At 59.8% G+C, this 16,492-nt stretch carries 19 protein-coding genes and 2 pseudogenes; 7 read left to right on the top strand and 14 right to left on the bottom strand.

Features of this window, described 5'->3' with window-relative positions:
* Window positions 1-10: 10 nt before the first annotated feature.
* The 6 genes and pseudogenes from Sj15T_RS05280 to Sj15T_RS05255 all read right to left on the bottom strand — a co-directional run.
* A pseudogene (locus Sj15T_RS05280) lies at window positions 11-1,882 on the bottom strand (Atxe2 family lasso peptide isopeptidase); the annotation flags it as partial.
* 155 nt (window positions 1,883-2,037) lie between these two features.
* Window positions 2,038-4,608, bottom strand: coding sequence for a TonB-dependent receptor (locus tag Sj15T_RS05275; RefSeq protein WP_013041635.1), 2,571 nt, complete (start codon window positions 4,606-4,608; stop codon window positions 2,038-2,040).
* Window positions 4,609-4,683: 75 nt separating this feature from the next.
* The gene (locus Sj15T_RS05270; RefSeq protein WP_013041634.1) at window positions 4,684-5,679 is read right to left on the bottom strand and encodes a FecR domain-containing protein; all 996 of its coding nucleotides are present in this window, start codon (window positions 5,677-5,679) and stop codon (window positions 4,684-4,686) included.
* Window positions 5,676-6,242, bottom strand: a complete 567-nt coding sequence (locus Sj15T_RS05265) for an RNA polymerase sigma factor (RefSeq protein WP_148225628.1) — start codon at window positions 6,240-6,242, stop codon at window positions 5,676-5,678. Before Sj15T_RS05265 ends, Sj15T_RS05270 begins: the two co-directional genes overlap by 4 nt.
* 638 nt (window positions 6,243-6,880) lie before the next feature.
* The gene (locus Sj15T_RS05260) at window positions 6,881-7,336 is read right to left on the bottom strand and encodes a type II toxin-antitoxin system VapC family toxin (protein WP_013041632.1); all 456 of its coding nucleotides are present in this window, start codon (window positions 7,334-7,336) and stop codon (window positions 6,881-6,883) included.
* On the bottom strand, window positions 7,333-7,602 hold the full coding sequence (locus Sj15T_RS05255) for a prevent-host-death protein (RefSeq protein WP_013041631.1): 270 nt from the start codon (window positions 7,600-7,602) through the stop codon (window positions 7,333-7,335). Before Sj15T_RS05255 ends, Sj15T_RS05260 begins: the two co-directional genes overlap by 4 nt.
* On the opposite strand from Sj15T_RS05255, the pseudogene Sj15T_RS05250 reads away from it, so the two are divergent.
* A pseudogene (locus tag Sj15T_RS05250) lies at window positions 7,587-7,808 on the top strand (hypothetical protein); the annotation flags it as partial. The gene Sj15T_RS05255 and the pseudogene Sj15T_RS05250 sit on opposite strands and share 16 nt — an antisense overlap.
* Window positions 7,809-7,875: 67 nt before the next feature.
* On the top strand, window positions 7,876-8,151 hold the full coding sequence (locus tag Sj15T_RS05245) for a DUF1810 family protein (protein WP_338057857.1): 276 nt from the start codon (window positions 7,876-7,878) through the stop codon (window positions 8,149-8,151).
* Here Sj15T_RS05245 and Sj15T_RS05240 read toward each other — a convergent pair.
* On the bottom strand, window positions 8,148-8,828 hold the full coding sequence (locus Sj15T_RS05240) for an NADP-dependent oxidoreductase (RefSeq protein WP_253720789.1): 681 nt from the start codon (window positions 8,826-8,828) through the stop codon (window positions 8,148-8,150). The genes Sj15T_RS05245 and Sj15T_RS05240 overlap by 4 nt on opposite strands.
* Before the next feature lie 534 nt (window positions 8,829-9,362).
* On the opposite strand from Sj15T_RS05240, the gene Sj15T_RS05235 reads away from it, so the two are divergent.
* Window positions 9,363-9,554, top strand: a complete 192-nt coding sequence (locus Sj15T_RS05235; protein ID WP_013041628.1) for a hypothetical protein — start codon at window positions 9,363-9,365, stop codon at window positions 9,552-9,554.
* A gap of 242 nt (window positions 9,555-9,796) precedes the next feature.
* On the opposite strand, the gene Sj15T_RS05230 is transcribed toward Sj15T_RS05235, so the two are convergent.
* From Sj15T_RS05230 to Sj15T_RS05215, 4 genes are all read right to left on the bottom strand, one after another.
* A complete protein-coding gene (locus Sj15T_RS05230; protein WP_013041627.1) occupies window positions 9,797-10,072 on the bottom strand; it encodes an HU family DNA-binding protein in 276 nt (91 codons plus the stop codon).
* Window positions 10,073-10,261: 189 nt separating this feature from the next.
* Window positions 10,262-10,720, bottom strand: coding sequence for a MarR family transcriptional regulator (locus Sj15T_RS05225; RefSeq protein WP_148225627.1), 459 nt, complete (start codon window positions 10,718-10,720; stop codon window positions 10,262-10,264).
* A gap of 25 nt (window positions 10,721-10,745) precedes the next feature.
* Window positions 10,746-11,657, bottom strand: coding sequence for a phytanoyl-CoA dioxygenase family protein (locus Sj15T_RS05220; protein ID WP_013041625.1), 912 nt, complete (start codon window positions 11,655-11,657; stop codon window positions 10,746-10,748).
* Window positions 11,654-12,280 (bottom strand): acyl-homoserine-lactone synthase, encoded by a 627-nt coding sequence (locus Sj15T_RS05215; RefSeq protein ID WP_013041624.1) that lies wholly within the window; start codon window positions 12,278-12,280, stop codon window positions 11,654-11,656. Before Sj15T_RS05215 ends, Sj15T_RS05220 begins: the two co-directional genes overlap by 4 nt.
* 262 nt (window positions 12,281-12,542) lie before the next feature.
* Between Sj15T_RS05215 and Sj15T_RS05210 the strand changes: the two genes are divergently transcribed.
* Entirely contained in the window at window positions 12,543-12,992 is a 450-nt protein-coding gene (locus tag Sj15T_RS05210; RefSeq protein ID WP_013041623.1) for a sigma factor-like helix-turn-helix DNA-binding protein, read from the top strand.
* A gap of 19 nt (window positions 12,993-13,011) precedes the next feature.
* On the opposite strand, the gene Sj15T_RS05205 is transcribed toward Sj15T_RS05210, so the two are convergent.
* A complete protein-coding gene (locus Sj15T_RS05205) occupies window positions 13,012-13,263 on the bottom strand; it encodes a hypothetical protein (protein ID WP_013041622.1) in 252 nt (83 codons plus the stop codon).
* A gap of 470 nt (window positions 13,264-13,733) precedes the next feature.
* Here Sj15T_RS05205 and Sj15T_RS05200 point away from each other — a divergent pair, with 470 nt between their 5' ends.
* Genes Sj15T_RS05200 through Sj15T_RS05190 form a run of 3 tightly spaced genes read left to right on the top strand, consistent with a single transcriptional unit; the run spans window position 13,734 to window position 14,968 of the window.
* The gene (locus tag Sj15T_RS05200; protein ID WP_013041620.1) at window positions 13,734-14,072 is read left to right on the top strand and encodes a hypothetical protein; all 339 of its coding nucleotides are present in this window, start codon (window positions 13,734-13,736) and stop codon (window positions 14,070-14,072) included.
* Complete coding sequence (locus Sj15T_RS05195) at window positions 14,062-14,622, top strand: type II toxin-antitoxin system VapC family toxin (RefSeq protein WP_338756206.1); 561 nt, start codon at window positions 14,062-14,064, stop codon at window positions 14,620-14,622. The genes Sj15T_RS05200 and Sj15T_RS05195 overlap by 11 nt, the downstream gene beginning before the upstream one ends.
* A 49-nt stretch (window positions 14,623-14,671) precedes the next feature.
* A complete protein-coding gene (locus Sj15T_RS05190; RefSeq protein ID WP_013041618.1) occupies window positions 14,672-14,968 on the top strand; it encodes a DUF6429 family protein in 297 nt (98 codons plus the stop codon).
* A gap of 90 nt (window positions 14,969-15,058) precedes the next feature.
* Here the strand turns inward: Sj15T_RS05190 and Sj15T_RS05185 are convergent, their stop codons facing one another.
* Window positions 15,059-15,418 carry a WYL domain-containing protein gene (locus Sj15T_RS05185; protein WP_253720787.1) on the bottom strand — a complete coding sequence of 120 codons (360 nt, stop codon included), beginning with the start codon at window positions 15,416-15,418 and terminating at the stop codon, window positions 15,059-15,061.
* A gap of 122 nt (window positions 15,419-15,540) precedes the next feature.
* Window positions 15,541-16,425 carry a MucR family transcriptional regulator gene (locus tag Sj15T_RS05180; protein WP_013041616.1) on the bottom strand — a complete coding sequence of 295 codons (885 nt, stop codon included), beginning with the start codon at window positions 16,423-16,425 and terminating at the stop codon, window positions 15,541-15,543.
* Window positions 16,426-16,492: the final 67 nt, after the last annotated feature.

Below are 16,492 nucleotides of genomic sequence, written 5' to 3'. Positions count from 1 at the left end.
GCAGCCAGAAGTCGAACCACGCAAGATTGCGCTCATACACCGCCATGCGATGCGCGGGTTGCCACTTGATGTGATGTTCGTCCGGGAAGACATACATTTCAACCGGCCTCCCGCTATGGCGAAGAGCAGCGAACGACTCCAGCGCGGAGCGATATTCATCCTCGGATACCTGGATAAGGATCGCGGCCGAAACACGTGCAGCATTCAGTGCCAGCGAATGAGGTTGCCAGAAGTCGAGGCGGCCCTCATCCAGTGAAGGATAGCCAACCTGATGGAGGAAGTCGGAGAACTGCGAGCCCACATAGTTAGTCTGGATCTTTGGGTCGTCGCAGCACTGGCTGATCGACACCGCCTTGAAGATATGCGTCTCGATGAGCGCGTGCATGACGGTTGAGACTCCGTCACTCAGTCCTGTCAATCCGATGCGGTCCTCGTCGATGACGCCCATCGATTCAGCGAGACGGACTCCTTCAAGAACGGCTGACAACACACTTTCTCGGTCCGCCCACTTCGCTATGTTCGACCGCTCGAACGATATCTGATCTTTTGCGTCTCCAAGACCGCCCCGTTCCGGTGGCCGCTGCAAGCTCAGGACGGCATAGCCATGTGATGCAAAAAGGAAGATGGGATATTCATCGCCCGTACCGCCGCGCAGGAAGCCCCGACTTTGATACTGGACTACGATGAGCGGATGCTTCTCCCCGGGCTTATGCGTTGGTGGAAGCACGAGGTCGCCGAAACACTCCTGCCCCCGGTTGTTTCTCCACTGAAGGCGCTGAACCTGTCCGAGGCGCAGCGATGCAATCTCCGGATTGGGCTCGAACAGGGTGCGCGACGTCCCTGTGACGAGATCGATGTCGACCAGATGTCGGGGCGTAGTCGATCCTTCTCGCAGACAGAAGAAGTGTCTCCCGGTCGGCTGACAGCCCACCAGGAGATCCGCCGTCGCCAAAATCCTGCGAGGTGATCCAACCGACGGATCCCACGCAAAAAGTGAAAGATCGCTGCTTCCCCAACCCGTTCGCGCGAGGAACAGCACGCCAGCGCTGCCGGCGGACCACCAAAGGTCAACGATATGATCGCAGGCCGTGGATGTGCATGTGGCTGTGGTCCCGTCCGGCAATGTCACCGACAGGGATGTAGGCGACACATAACGCTGCGGCTCGCGCTTCGTGACCCACGCCCTTCGCCCTTCCCGCACCACCGAAAGAAGCGGCCGCTCAACGCGCTCCTCCTCCTGTACTGCACCCACGGTGCGCGCTTCCTCCGGCGTAGCGGACCGAAGTTCCTGGCTTTCGACGTTCACGTGAAAGGCGACCAATGAAGAGCCTGCTCGTACCATTGGGCGGCTGCGAGCAAGCGGCCAAAACCGATCGTCGAAAAGAAAGCCAGATAGCCCTTCGCTTTCGATTGCGGCCAGTCGACGACCGTATTCGGGGCGGGTCGAAAAGATGATGCCGCCGTCCCCTGTCCACGCAAAACCGACGACATCGTCTGGTGAACGCGTGACGGCTTGGGAGGAGCTCCCATCGACGCGCGCTCGCCAAACCTGAACCCGGGCGCCCTGTTTTTTCAGGAAAGCAATCCATTGGCCGTCAGCCGACCAGCGCGGTACAATCTCGACCGGCCAGCCGGTTGGCCACCCGGCCAAGCCCCAAAGATCATCGTACTGATACCTGATGAGCACACCACCCTGATCGACGATGCGCGGCACCGCGCCAGGCCGCGCCTCCATCACTACCATCGCAAGGCAGTAGCCATTTGCTGCGGGATCCGCCCGTCGTATCTGGAAAGCCAGATGACGCCCATCCGGCGAAGCGCTGATCAAACCGGCCGCCGCTGCAGAGCCGTCAGGCGGACCTATATCCCTCAACCTTATCATATCTTCCGGCTGCAGGCGGCTTGCCCGACTATGCCCGGTCGCTGAAATGATATCAGCGCAGTCCGGCGACGCTTGCGCGGCGTACTCCGCGCTTGCGAGCGCCGGACAGGATAACAACAGGATCAAGGCTCCTGTTGTCCACGCTAAAATGCGCATCAGAGGCGCTTTGTAATCGTGAGGCTGACAAAGCGTCCCACCGACGAGTAGTTTGTAGAATCGTAGGGGGTCTCGTAGTCTACGCCGGTTCTGATCACACTCGGCTTGTCGTTCAGGACGTTCAGAACGGAAAGGGTGAGGTCAATCCCACCGAAGATTCCTGTCGCTCGGTTCAGATGCACCACGGCGGTCAGATCGAGTGTCGTCATCGACCCGACATGGCGCGTGCTCGTGGACCGATTGTCGGTCACACCGCCAATGTAGGACAGGTATGACGCCAATACGAGCGAAGGGTCATCCCAAACGACGCCTGCGCGCCCACGGTAATGCGGCGGATTGAATATCGTCCCCGCAAGCGGCGCGCTTGGCTGTGCGCTGCTTAGCTGCTGCGAGCTTTTGAGGTAACTTCCGTTCGCGCTGAACGTCAGTGACCGGCCATCACCCAGATCGCTGCGATAGGACGCAAGGAGGTCAATGCCATGCAACTTCTGCGCCGCGACATTCACGTTTCGATTGTCTATCAAGGCGATGATATCATTGGGATCATAGGCGACGTTGAAAGGGTTGCTCAGTCCAGTTGCTGCGCGCCCGATCGCCGAATCGATCAGCTGCAGCGAGGGGGAGTAGGTGATAAGACCTTGGTAAATCGGATTGGATAGAATGCCGCCCAGTGACGCAATCGGCTGGATGACGCGATCGCGATAGCGGATGTCGAAGTAGCTGACCTCCAGATTGAGACCGGCAAGGGCGCGCGGGTGGAGGACGACGGTACCGCTCCAGGTATTGGCGCGTTCGGGCTTCAGCGTTTTGCTGCCGCCTTCGAGGTAAAGAACCGTCGCTGCAGACGGCACACCGACAGCGCCGATAGCGCTCGCGGGATAGACATAGGCAAACTGCGGAAAATTCTCCTGAACGAGCGTAGGCGCCTTGAATGACTTTCCCCAACTACCCTTGATGGTCAAATCTTCGGTCGGCGCGTAGATCAATCCGACCTTTGGCGTCACGACCTTATCCATTCCGGGATAGTTTTCGTACCGCAACGCTGCTGTCAGTGTGAGTGAGTTGACGAATGGAATCCCTTGGTGCTGGCTTACGAATGGAAGGTTCACTTCACCATAAGCGAAGTAGCTGTCGCGTGAAGCCGTATAGTTGAAGACTCCTCCGACAGTGACCTTGTAACCAATCCAGCGGTAGCCTCCGCCGATAGCCAGCCGGGCGGTTCCTCCAGGTAGCTCGAAGAGCGCCCCTTCTCCGTTTAGTTCGACCGATTTCAGTTCGTTGCAATTGCAGCCGGCGTAGACGAAGACGACATCTCCCGCGCTGTAATAGTCCGAGTGGGCGCGGGTGCTGTCCTTGCCATATGTGCCAGTTAGGCTGACTCTCCAGTCCCCACCGAGTTCTGCCTTTATCGATGGCGCGATTGAGAAAGACTCTGCTTTGGTTCGATCGATCTGCCCGCTAAAAAAGACATCGTTAGTCGTGGTATATGGGAGATTCCCACCGGTCGCGCGGTGACTGTAAATTGCATCGAGCCCCAGTTCTACGCCTTCGACAATATCCTGATGCCCACTGAAGAGCGCGTTGTGCACACTCTGGTAGCGTAGGAGGTCTTCCTGTCCGAAGAGACCGCTGGCATAGGATCGCTGCCTCGCCAAAATGGGTGTATCATGTTCGTAACTGTAAGCGGCTATGAAACCGCCGCTCGACCACTTACGGCCACCCACCAGCGTGTATTGCTGCTGTACGTTTCCACCATCTGTGGCGGCACCAAACCGAAATGAAGCCTCCAGGCCATCGTAGTCACGCTTGATGAGAATGTTGGCGACACCGCCAACTGCATCGGATCCGTAGAGCGCAGAAGCGCCATCAGCGACTATCTCGATACGATCGACGGCACCTAAAGGAATAGCCGAAATATCAACTGACTGAATTGCGCCATCATATGCCAAGCGATGCCCGTTCAGCAATGTAAGGGATGCATCTGGGCCGAGGCCCCGCAGATTTAGGCTGGATGTGCCGTTGAAATTGGTGGTGGTCGCTCCAAAATTCCCAACACCGACGCTGGGGTTTTGACCACCGGAGAAGTTCTGCGGCAAGCTACGAATAGCTTCTCCGAGGTTGTTTTGCCCCTGTAGGCGTATTTGCGTTTGGGATAAAGCAATGACCGGGGACGCCGGCGCCGCTCCGCGGATCCGCGAGCCCGTCACAACGATATCGGAACTTCCGCCTTCAGCGACAGCCGCCGCGACGGGCGGCTCCGATCGCCCCCTTATGAATATCGTACCTTCGCTGATCTCAGCGGTCAGGCCGGTGCCGGCCAGAAGAAAATTCAGTGCTTCAACGGCAGAGTAGTGGCCGCGCAGTGCGGGCGCTTTCTTGTCCGCCAGCGCGGCACTTTGGGCGACCAGTTCCAGCCCGGATTGTCGCGCCATATCGCGCAACGCATATTTGAGGTCTTGTGCCGCGACGTTGTAGTCACGCTCACCAGGCTCCTGAGCGCAGCTCGCATTGCTGATCGTCAGTGCCAGTGCGGCCGCGCCGCAGAGAACGAAGCTTCGATAGTATCTCATTCCGAGCCCCCAATTGAGGCCGCCCCTTTCCGTGGGGCGGCTGCATTGGGTCAGACGGAATATGCGCGAAAGCGGTTAGTGGCCTTTCGAAAGCCGGATCACACCGGGTGTGCTGCGGTCGATCGTCAATCCAAGGCCTCTCGCGATTCTTCGAGCTACAGCGTCGGCATCATCAAGGTTGAGGTCTGCAAAAATTCTTTCCCGGCCCGCAGTTTCATCGACCAGCTCGATTTTGGTCGAAGATCGCTTGTTGACCTCGGCAACAATTACAGAGACGGGCACATCATCGAACGTGTTGAGGCTCCGCTGAGGAGGTTGCCTCTCGCTGATAGATGGCTGTTGTGCCGGTTCTGGCGCCGGCGAAAACGCGGCTTTCTCCCCGGGGGCGAGAAGCACTTCTCGACCTTTCGCCTCGTGGACCTTCGGTGGCATCGCAACCCGCACACGCCCCTCGAGTAAGCGCACCTGGACGTCCCGCTCTACGCTAACCTCGAAGACTGTTCCGACAGCGGTCACGCTGCCACCCTTCGCGTACACGACAAAGGGACGAGCTCGATCATGTTTGACGTCAAAACGCGCGCGGCCGCTCAGAAGATGGACAGCGCGTTCTGTAGAGCCGTAGCGGATGCTGAGTGTGGTTGCGCCGTGCATGAGCACGGTCGAGCCATCCGCGAGCCTTATCTCCTTTTCACCATCGGCTATCGCCACAGTTTGAACCTGCTCGAGCGGGCTGGGAAGGACTGCCGTGCTGGAGGAATAGAAATGCCAACCGACGGCGAGGAGGAGACCACCGGCGATCGCAGTGGCTGCGGCGAAATAGGTAGGCCGCTGCCAAGTCGATCGGCTGGATTCTGTGCTCGCGCGCAGCGACGGCATAAGCGTGGCGGCATCGCTGGCATAGCCGACCTCGGTTACGACCCGCTTATATGCTGCCTGATGATCGGGGCTGATAGCCATCCAGCGCTGTAGCTTCGCGGCATGACGTTGAGGATCGTCGAGCATGCGCATAACCCATTTATGGGCCTGCCGATCGATGCGTCGCGCCCTTGAGAAATATCGGCCACCGCTCACCTGTCCCTCCGATGCCGATCAATATGCTCGATAGCTCTCAACATGTGCCACTTAACGCCAAAAAGAGTCATTCCCAACTTCTTCGCTACTTCTTTGTATGTGTAGCCATCCACGCGGCTCATCAAGAAGATCTCCAACGTGCGCGGCTTCAACTGCTGAAGGACTACATTGAAATGCTCGAGCTCCTCGCGACCGACAAGTTCGCGATGCTGATCATAGGGCGTTGGTGGCTCCATACTCTCGTCCAAGGGAACTGACAAATCCGCCAAACGGGTCGATGCACTTTCCGCCCGATCGCGCAGGAGATTGCCTGCGATCCGTTTGAGATAGGCCTGCGGCATCAGGATCTGCGTCACAGGGGATGCCCGCAGGAAGCGGGCAAGCGCCTCATGGGCAAGATCCTCTGCTTCATCAGACGACCTCAGCCTCCTGCGGAAGAAGCGCACCAGGGCAGGCACTTCATCTCTATAGAATTCAGGAAAACCAGCAGGCTCGGGGCCTCCATCGGACTTTTCGGCCACGATGCCGTTTGGCTGTGCGTGTCCGTTCAGCCGCGGCGGCATCACGCACACGCCCGATGCGGCAGAATGCAGCCGAGATTCACCGATGTTCGTTCCGTGCTCTGGTCCATTCGCGTCGCGCCCTATGTCCACTCGGGGCGACGGCCAAAGCCGGATGTGGAAAAACCCTGGCAACGCGCAGAGCGCATGCGCCTTTACCGTTGCCGGTTGGACATGCGCGCATGCCACCCGGCCGCATTGCTGTGACCGAGCTGCGTTGCTTGAGGGGTTTTCCAGGCCCCATTCCCGTCCTGTTCACGGGAACAGCTCTAGTTGGCGCGATCGAGATGGTGACGCAAGCCGAATGTGGATCACACCGTCAAGCTTTTGGTGTATTTAACACCTCGCAAGGAGAGCAGCGCGGGTGCAAGATCCCACGGGTATCCCCATTTCTCCCAACTGATCCGCAGATCAGGCTCTTCAGGTTGGGGGGAATCCGCGGCAGCCCGATTTTTTTCGAACGCTCGTTTCAGCTGCGGACGAGCTATGCAAAAATCTCGCTGGGCGTGCAACCTGGCTTATCGATGGTGGACATCAGCGATGCGTATGTAGCCGCTTCAGATCGTTGACCGTGCGAGCGCACGCCTCATCAGCCATGGGTAACGCTCGTCCTTGTGCTCCGGGCTCACCGGTCGCGCTGTTCAGCACTCAATAACGCTTACATGGCCAGCCGAAGCATATTCAATGATCTTGCCGTCGCGTGTGATGACCGGAACCCGGTGATGCCTTGCGGTCGCAATGATGAACCTGTCCGCAGGATCGCCGTGAAGGGGTTCTGGTAAGAGCGAAGAGGCGATTGCGATTTCCGGCAGGAGCGGCGCTTCCCTGATTGCCGGTCCCGCCATGAAACTGGCGAACCAACTTTGTGGATCGGGCAGAAAGGCAACACTAGGAGATTTATCGCCCCGAACCCGGCTTAGCAAACCAACCTCCCACGCTGAGGCAGGCGACACGAACACGCCATCCGCCAATGCCGCGTGGGTGATGGCTTCGAGTGCCGCAGGCGCGATGGAATCGCCATTGGCGAGCCAGATGACCGCACATGTATCGAGTAGCACCGCGCGAGGGGCAGTCGTCGGCTTTTGACCGTTCGTCATCCGTGGAGCTTGCCGTCTTCCGCAGTCAGGGTTTCATCAAGGCTGGGAGCGAGGAGATCGATGCCCCGTGGCACGGAAACGGAACCGCGCATGAAGCCGTGGAGGGTTCCAACGGCATCGGCAGTACTCGGCGGGGCCGTAAGCACCGCCACCGCGCGGCCACGCTTGGTGATCGTCACTTGGTCCACGTCGCGGCTTGCTAGCCGATCGAGGATCGCCAGGCATTTCGTTTTGAAATCGGCCGCGCCGTATGTCTCAGCACGCATGGCTCTTCCTCATGGTCAACTGTTACGACTGGTCATATAAGATGGTCACTTGGAAAGTCCATCATTTTAAGCAAGAGGGGCGTCGGTACGCTATCCGCCGCTCGCGGCGCAGCCCGAGCTGCTGTGACGCCGACGACCGGTCGCTGGAGCGTTTCGTCGAAGTGCAGCGATCCTCCTATGCGACGGCGCTTGCCGAGATACGGCGCGACGCCAAGCGGTCGCACTGGATCAGGTTCATCTTCCTGCAGCTTGCGGGTCTGCCGCAGCCAGAAAGTGAGATTTTACGGCATCCGCTCGGTCGACGAAGCGCGTACCTATCTCGATCATCCGGTGCTGGGCACCCGGTATCGCGATTGCGTGACGGCGCTTCAGGATCTGCCGATCAGCGATCCCGTCGCGGTGTTCGGTGCGATCGACGCGATGAAGCTGCGATCGTCGCTGACCTTGTTCGAGGCCGTGCAGCCCTCGGCGCTTCTGGCCTCAGCACTTGATCGCTGGTTCGGCGGCGAGCGTGATGCAGAGACCTTGCAGTTGCTTGGAGCCGATTAGCCGGCGTCGTCGTCCATCCGCACCACGACTTTGCCCTTGGCTCGCCCCGCCTCGAGATAGGTGAACGCCTCGGCAATATCGGCGAAGGGGAACACCCGGTCAATGACGGGTTCGAGCCTCTCGTCCTCGATGAGCTGGCCGAGTTCGGCGAGTTCGGCGCCGCTCGGGTGCATGAACAGGTACCGATAGGCGACGCCGTGCCGTCTGGCCTCGGCGCGCGAGCGATAGCTTGCAAACCAGAACAGAGCCGCGAGTCCGATACCGCGGCCCAGATCTTTACGCGCGGTCTCCGGCTCGGGCAGACCCGCGATCGACACGATCTTTCCGCCGGACTTCACTACGCCGAAAATCTTGTGAAGCGTGTCGCCGCCGAGCAGGTCGAACGCGCCGTCCATGTCGCGGACCTGATCCGCGAAGTCTTGCGTCGTGTAGTCGATCACGACATCCGCTCCGAGCCGCTCAACCAAAGCCCTGCCGCGCCGTGACGCGGTGGTGGTGACCTCCGCCCCGAGCCACTTGGCGATCTGGATGGCGAATGTGCCGACGCCGCCCGCACCGCCGGGGATGAAGACGCTGCTGCCTGGTTTGAGATGCAGTTCGTCGCGCAGCGCTTGCAGCGCGGTGAGACCGGCGAGCGGGACGCCCGCTGCTGTCTCGAAATCGAGCGAGGCGGGCATTTTCGCCAGGAGGGGTTTCCGGGATGACCGCATAGTCGGCAAATGCGCCGAGCGCGTCCTTCGCGACGCGGGCGAAGACCCGGTCGCCGATCGCGAAGCGGGATGCACCTTCGCCGAGCGCCTCGACGACGCCGGCCAGGTCGTTGCCCATCACCGTGGGCAAGCGGTAGCGCTGGACGACCTTCAACATGCCCTGGCGGATTTTGAAATCGACGGGATTGAGTCCCGCCGCTTTCACCCACACCAGAACCTCGTTCGGGCCGGGGCGCGGCTGCGGCACCTCGCGCAATTCGGCTGCTTCGGGGCCGCCATATTTGGTCAGAACAAACGCTCGCATGGTCACCACTATGCCTGAATGCGGGACGCTTCGATACGCGCAACGCGTTGCGGGGAACGACATTCGCCGCCGATGACGCTCGAAATAAGGCATGCGAAACCATCTGACGCAGAAATTCTCGCTCGCTGATTTCGCTACTCCAGAAAGGGGGCGAGGTCACACACATCAGCTGCAACGGGATCGCCGACCATGACGACATGCTGCGCAGCATCGGCCGCATGGACTTCGCGGTCGCGCCGGGACGCAGTGATGGCGCAAAGAACGGCGGTGACTCCAATTCGCGCGATCCGAGCTGGGCGCCGCGCGGTCGGACCCTGGCATCACCTCCCTACGGCACCGCCGCCGAGCAGGAGGAAATCCTGCGCATACGAAACGACGATTTTCATTGAGGACGGTGCCAATCATTGCATGTCGACAGCTTGCCTTCGCGTGCAACGCTCGGGCATGATCTGCCCGATCCAAGCTCGCTTCTCATGCGCGCTCAATCGCTCGCGCTAACGCGGCCATCATCTCACCTGATGCCGTCGGCAGACCAACGGCACTTAAGGCTCTTGGTCTACTGTCCTGAAAATTGTTGCGATGGCAACGTGACGACGTCTCATGCGCACATGAGACGCCGCCAAATTCCAGATCAACCGTTAAGCTTGTCCTTGATGACTTTGGCGGGTGTAAAGCCAAGTTTCTTGGATGCCTTGATGGTGATCGTCTCGCCGGTCGCGGGATTGCGACCTTGGCGTTCGGAAGACGCTTTCACCTTGAACTTGCCAAAACCGTTGAGCGAAATTTCATCGCCTTTTGCCGCAGCCTCGCCAATCGTGGAGAAGACGGTGTCGACCACCTTTTTGGCGTCCGCTTTGCTGAGCCCGTGTGCGCCTGCAACCGCCTCGGCTAGATCGCTATTGTTCATCCGTCTATATTCCTTTCAACAGGTCAATGTGGTCTCGGCAATCGCTCCGATGCGCGGCCTGACGCGATAGCTAACGGGATCAACTGCGAGAGATCAAGCGCTCTCAGCATCTTATTGAATAATCTCAGGTTGATCCAAGCGGCGACTCACCGGGCAGCTACTCGGAGTGAAAGGATACCGCGCAGGATTTCATTTACCTGCGCCTTGCGCGACATCCTGATTACCGAGTGAGGACTTACCGCCCAAGGTCTGGCACGGCAGGTTCGGAAAATACATCCCATCGGCGAACACGGCTGCAATCAAGTCGTCGAAAAGGCGATCAAGCTTCTCGACATATTTCCCGGTCAAGTCGACGGTCACGCGCCCACCGGCAAAGCCGCGCTGCAGGATTCCCTCTTGCACCATCTCGCCGACTTTCCGGTGTGCCGTCGACAGTGGGATATTAGCAGCGAGGCACAGAGAAGAGATATGCGTCTCTCGACCCTCGTGAAAGGCAATATACAGGTCGAGCAGCATATCCCATGCCGGCACCGGACAAAGATCGAAACCCAGATGCGTACCGATCTGCTTGCGTTCGGCAATGAGCAGGCGACACGCCTCCACCCGGCAAAGCGCCGCGGGATCGCGGCTTCTTGTCGTTCTATTCATGGTTCATACTCGCTGGTTGCCGCTCTCAGGGAGCCGCATGGCTGTTGGATGGCGCCAAGGCGCCCGTCCGATAAAGGGCGATGAGTTCCTCTTGCTCGGGCAGCAAAGCGTCGATCGCACCGAGATCTGCACGCTCGCCCGACAGAAGGTAGGATGGGCAACGTCCTTCGTGGGTTCCCAAATTGGGCCTGTGTGCCCGATAGCCGGCCAATTCGGCCAACTCCCGGGGCAAGGCGCTGACTACCTCGGGAGGGTAGGCCAGCCACGGCAGTTCATAAGGTTTCAGCCAGCCCAGGCTGTAACTCACGATCATACCGCGCCGCGGAGCGCGAGTCCTGTTTGCCCCGCCGGCGTGAAGTGTTGATCCAAGAAACAGCAGCGCTGACCCCGGCGCCATCTCGATCGGGATCGCCTCGCTCTCGTCGATGACGATCTCGTCCTGTCGGCGGTGGCTTCCCGGCCATATGACCGTCGCACCATTGTCAGCCGAATAAGGCGTGAACGGCCACATGACATTGACGAGATATTCGACGCCCGGCGTGCGAAGCGGCCACATGTCCTGATCCCGGTGGGGCGGCTGCATCTCGCCTCCCGGGAGTATCTCGATTGCCTGGGTAAGATTGAGCTGAATCGAGTCGCAGTGGTTTCCGAGGACCGTTTCGACCGCGCGGAGAATATCGTGCTGAAGCACGAACGTCTCCATGTGGCGGCTGCGGCGAAGCAAACCATGAAACCGCTTCGTGGCATCACCGTAGAATGGTCCGACCGAACGCTGTGTCTGCTCGAACAGCGGTTCAAGGTCACGCCGAAGGGCCGCTAAATCGCCTTGTCCAACCGCGTCCTCGACGACGCAATATCCCTGAGAAAACAAGCGGGTGACGATATCTGTGTGACCGTCATAGCGGGGCCGCGCCGCGGCGAAAGACATGATTTTCATGCCGCGACTCCTTCGGCCTGTACCGCAAAGATGAGCTGTGCCGGTGCGTAGGTCCCCGCCTCGCGCAACTTTCGCAGCGTGTCCGAGCCGATGTCGATCTTGAGAGCGCCGGTCAGAACGCGGCCGATCTTCACAGGAAGACCCAGCGGCCAGCAGTCCCATCCGAGTGAGAGAATCTGGCTCAGCCAGCCAGAGTCAGCGATGCAGGTGAAGCTCTCGATGTCATGGAGCAGCGCATATTCCACGGCAGCGGTAGTCAGGGCATTTCGGACCTGCAGTCGCTCCGCAGCCCGCAATCGGGGGGAAAGGCATCCCCGGCTGATCTCGAACACGTGTCGTGAGCGGGGAACGTCATCCTCGCAAAGCCAGGGAAAAACCGAGCCGAGAATGTGCGGCCCGTCGCTGGCCAGCAGCCTGATCGACCCACGATGGCCGCCATCGGAGTCGGGCGCCACCAGATAGACCGCGCGCTCGTCATCGAATTGATCGACCTCGTATCTACCCTCGACAACGGGTACATCCCACTTTAGCAAATCAACGAAGATCCGTTTGCGATCGCGATGCATCGCATCAAACAGCGCGTTGGTTCCCAGCGCGAGCGAACCTTGGAAAATCTGGATCATGCTTCGGCACTCCCTGTTCAGAAGACAGGGATCGTCACCGGGAAATCGTCGCCGTTCATCCCGCTACAAAGAGGGTTTCGCCGGCATTTCGCCGAGTCGAATCGAGATTTTCCCGCAAGCAAATGCCACCGGGCATGATTGAGGCGCATAATGGCCTGAGGAGGGAAGCCTGAGGAGGGAAGAGGGTGGGAGAGGGGCAGTCTCCCCCGTTCGATCTTCCTGCGCTGGTCGTTGGAAGCTCGGCCCCGCCTAGGAACAGCTTATGTCATGGCTCACGCTCGCGCGCTTGATTCGCGCCATTGCCCACCGTCTTCGTCGCTCGGCTCAAAATAGTCCATCTCGACAATCACTCGGTTCCGGCCGTCGCTCTGGCCCGCCGGTGATCGCCTTCGCGCGCGCCCACTGCAGCGAGCGCCGGGATATCGAAATCGATGCCCTCGAAACTGAATTCCATGTTCGCGCATCGGGTATAGCGATCCGGGCCTGGCTCATTGTCGGCCGTGACGACATGCCAGCCGACCTTCTGAGCACCGCAATGCGAGCAGCACAAAAGCTCGACATGCTTCCACCTCCAGCCCGGCAGATCTTTTACCTCACAGCATCCTATGGCCTGACCGTCGCGGAGGTGGCCCGCTTGCTTGGAATGAGCCGACGAAAGACGCGTCGCTACTTGCTCCAGGCAATCGCCTGTCTGGATAGTCGATCGCTCTGAGACGATGCCCGTCCGCTGCCTAATGGAGGCTCCCACCCTCTGGTAGGGCTTCATTGTCGCCAAATTGCCGAAGCATGCTCACCCCATCCGCGTCGAACGCTGCTTGAGCGCAATCAATGGCCATCGACAGGTGGCAGGCAAAGGCGGCTGTTCCTATGCCTGCATTGTCGAACAGATTGAGCGCCTTCTCCATAAGACGGATGGCTTCGGCGACCATTGGATCATCCGCTTGCATGCGATGGCGCGCTCTCGACCAGGCCAGATGAGGCATTATCGACACCTTCCATTCTCATTCGCGGATTCTGTTGGCGCGAAAGCACGCTCGCTTAACTCACGTGCTCACGAATCCCGATACCGTCATAAGGATGCTTTCGACTCCGGAACATCCATTTCGGAGGAAATTCTTTTCCGTTTTGGGAGGCGACAGGCCGGGAACGACAGCGCGCCACTTATCGGCCCGGGGCCGTTGCGGAACCGGCTCGGGCTTCCTAATCTTCGTGAAAGGCCAGCCGTCGTCGCCGATCATATCAATCACGCCGCAGGGTATGTCCGGAATAGTACGGCCTTGCCTCAGGAATAACACGCGTAGCAGCGCTATCCGCAGAGGCCGAAGCGACCTTAATTATCGATCCCATCATTACCATCGCGGCGTTTCCCCGCTCCCAGTGCGGCGACGGGCTTGGGCGACCACCTTGTTTTGTGTGACAAAAGCGATTATCGTGCACACATAAGGAGTCCGCCATGGTCACCTGCACAGCATCGTCGAAAGGCGGAAAGCGTCCGGGGAAGGCCGGGGCTGCCGGGCGAGCGCGTTCGGCCACACCCAAGCGTATCACAGTAGCGTCCGTGGTGATGGAAGAAGCCCGTCGCACGGGCCTACTGGACGGCGATTCGACCGAGCATGTCAGCTTTCGCGCTCCAAAGGCGCTGATCGACGCAGCGAAGCACGAGAGCGGCGCGACCAAGCCGACCGAGCTCGGTCTGCTGGCGCTGGCGATGCTGGCCCAGCCCGATCCAGCGGCGAGCTATATGCAGAGAACGCGCGGCAAGCTGGGTGCGGACCATGAGCTTGACTATTGACCTGTGTCAGAATCTCAGATGCGTTAAACCGGACAAACATCTCAGTCAGCTTGCACCGCGCGGATCTGAAGCGCTGGTCGCAGCCGCTGACATCGCCGGCCAAGGACGAGCAGCGATCCTCGTCGATACCACCGTCTATATTCACGATGCCGCCGGCACGCTGCCAGCCGCTGCGGTGTCGCTGGTCGATCGCGGGCTGCTATTTCATTGCGCGATATGCATCGGCGAACTGACCACCGGCGTCGCCAATGCCGACCCGTCGAGCGCTGGCTGGAAGGAACTGCGCGACCATTATGCGGGCCTCATCGTCAGCATCCAACCTACGCGGCTGTTGACTCCGGACCCGGAGGTTTGGAGCGAAGCGGGCCTTATCGCCGGCACGCTCGCCCGAACCCAGACCTACCAGCGGCATCAGCGCAAGGAAGCGCTCAACGACGCGCTCATTTTCCTGACGGCCGCCAAGGCGGGCCTGCCGGTGCTGACCGCAAACCGGGACGAGTTCGACTTGATCCAACAGCTCGCGCCGCACGGTCGATTCATCTATTTCTGAGCATAGACACGCGGCGGCCCGTACCCAAGGGTCGAGGTAGAGTGTCGCGATGCCCATTTTCAACAAAGACATTGTGGAGGATCGGCGAGTGAATTACGACACCGAACGCCTCGATGAGCTAGTGCTTGCGTTGCTCTGGCTCAATCTCGATACGACAGGCACAGCATGGAAGGGCTTCGACTGGTCCGCCATGGAACGGCTACATGATCGAAATTTGATCACGGATCCAGTCCGAAAGTCCAAGTCCGTTCTTCTCACTCACGAAGGACTGGCCGAAGGTGAGCGGCTTTTTCGAGAACTCTTCACGCGATCTCCGAGCAGAGCCGCCGATGATGCGCTGGAATGAATCATAGCCGCGACATGCTCTATGCCGCCATGAACGCAATCTTCGGTTGAAGTTGGACGCCGATGCATCCTGATCTACGGCTACCTGCGTTCAGTCTTGTTCGACGGTAGCGATCGTCCTGCCGACGTATCGTTCGTCAGTCGGATCGAACGAAACAAACCGCCGGAAGGGCTCCATGGTCATTGCGACGCCGCTCAGGCCAGTCAGCCGGAACGACCCCAGCTTGGCTTCCGCAGGCGCGGCACCGTTACGTTCCGTCACGACCGCATCAACGAAAAGAGCATCATGGCGCGTATAGAGAATGTGCGGTGCCATGCGAACGAGCCCCCGGTTGTACGTTGCCCTGATACACAGCTGCTCGCGGATCGCTTGCGTAAGCAAATCCACTACCGGTGGATCTTCCGTCTCGTCCGGAAGCTTCAGGCGCAATGTTGGTCTCGAGCTGCTCATGAGCCAGCTTTAGAAAGCTCGAGGCCGAAGAACAATCGGGTCGTCTGCCCGACTATCCCAGAGGTGCCTCCTCATTCGGGATCACAAAAGGGGGCGCCTACGGGCGCCCCCTATAGTCTCTCTCAACCCGCCTCAACGGCAGGCTGTGCGGGCGCCTTCCGGCGCCGGGGAGCCTTGGCTTCGACTACGGATGTCACTTCGTTCCCTTTGCTTCGACGTCCGCGCGTGGGTTTTGCTGCATCCCCATTTGCCGGCTTCTCAGCAACGCTGGCCTCCTTTGCGACAGCGCTTGCGCTCTTCCTTGGCTTCCGCGCCGGTTTCGCAGGGGCTTCGCTGACGACAGGTGCGGCCTCCGACACGGCGACATCATCCGTTGCGGGCGCTTCCTGTGGCGCGACTTCGGGCTCAGCTGCCGCTGCCGTTTTCACCGAACGCGCCTTCGTTGCGGGAGCCTTCGCAGCCTTTCTCGGCGTACGCGCCGGTTTGGCAGGCGCTTCGCTCGGGACAGGCGCCGCAACCGGGGCAGCGGCATTGTCGAGCGCGCGTGCCTCCGCAGAAGCCGCGGGAGCGGCATCCACAATCTTGTTTTCCTCATCCTGCTTTGCAACAGCGGGCTTCCGCCCGAGCCCAAGTCGCTGCGCAACTTCACGGCGTTGTTCGGAATAGCCGGGCGCGACCATTGGATAATCGCGTGGCAGACCATAGCGCTCGCGATATTCCGACGGTGTCAGGCCATTTGTCGCGAGGTGCCGCTTGAGCGTCTTGTACGGCTTTCCATCAATCATGCTGATGATGTGATCGCGCGAGGCCAGGCTTTTGCGCGCCGTCGTCGCCGGGACAAATTCGGGCGCCGCGGGAGCGTCAGGCGCCTTGTCCTCGGACAGCGCGGCGCGTGTCGATTGGATCAGCCCGGCCAACTCACTGCTTTCAACCGTGTTGTTTGAAACATAGGCGCTCAACAATTGAACCGTCAGGGAGGTGAGATCGGGCTTTTCTGCCTCGGACATGTAGAATCTCCTGGATTGTGCGACGAGTGCGCGGGCTCAAACCGATACGCGGCCCTGTTTTCGAACA

The organism is Sphingobium sp. TA15 (genome assembly GCF_037101235.1).
Lineage (GTDB): Bacteria > Pseudomonadota > Alphaproteobacteria > Sphingomonadales > Sphingomonadaceae > Sphingobium > Sphingobium indicum.
The sequence above is the reverse complement of the archived record's forward strand: the minus strand, read 5'-3'. Positions and strand labels throughout refer to the sequence as shown.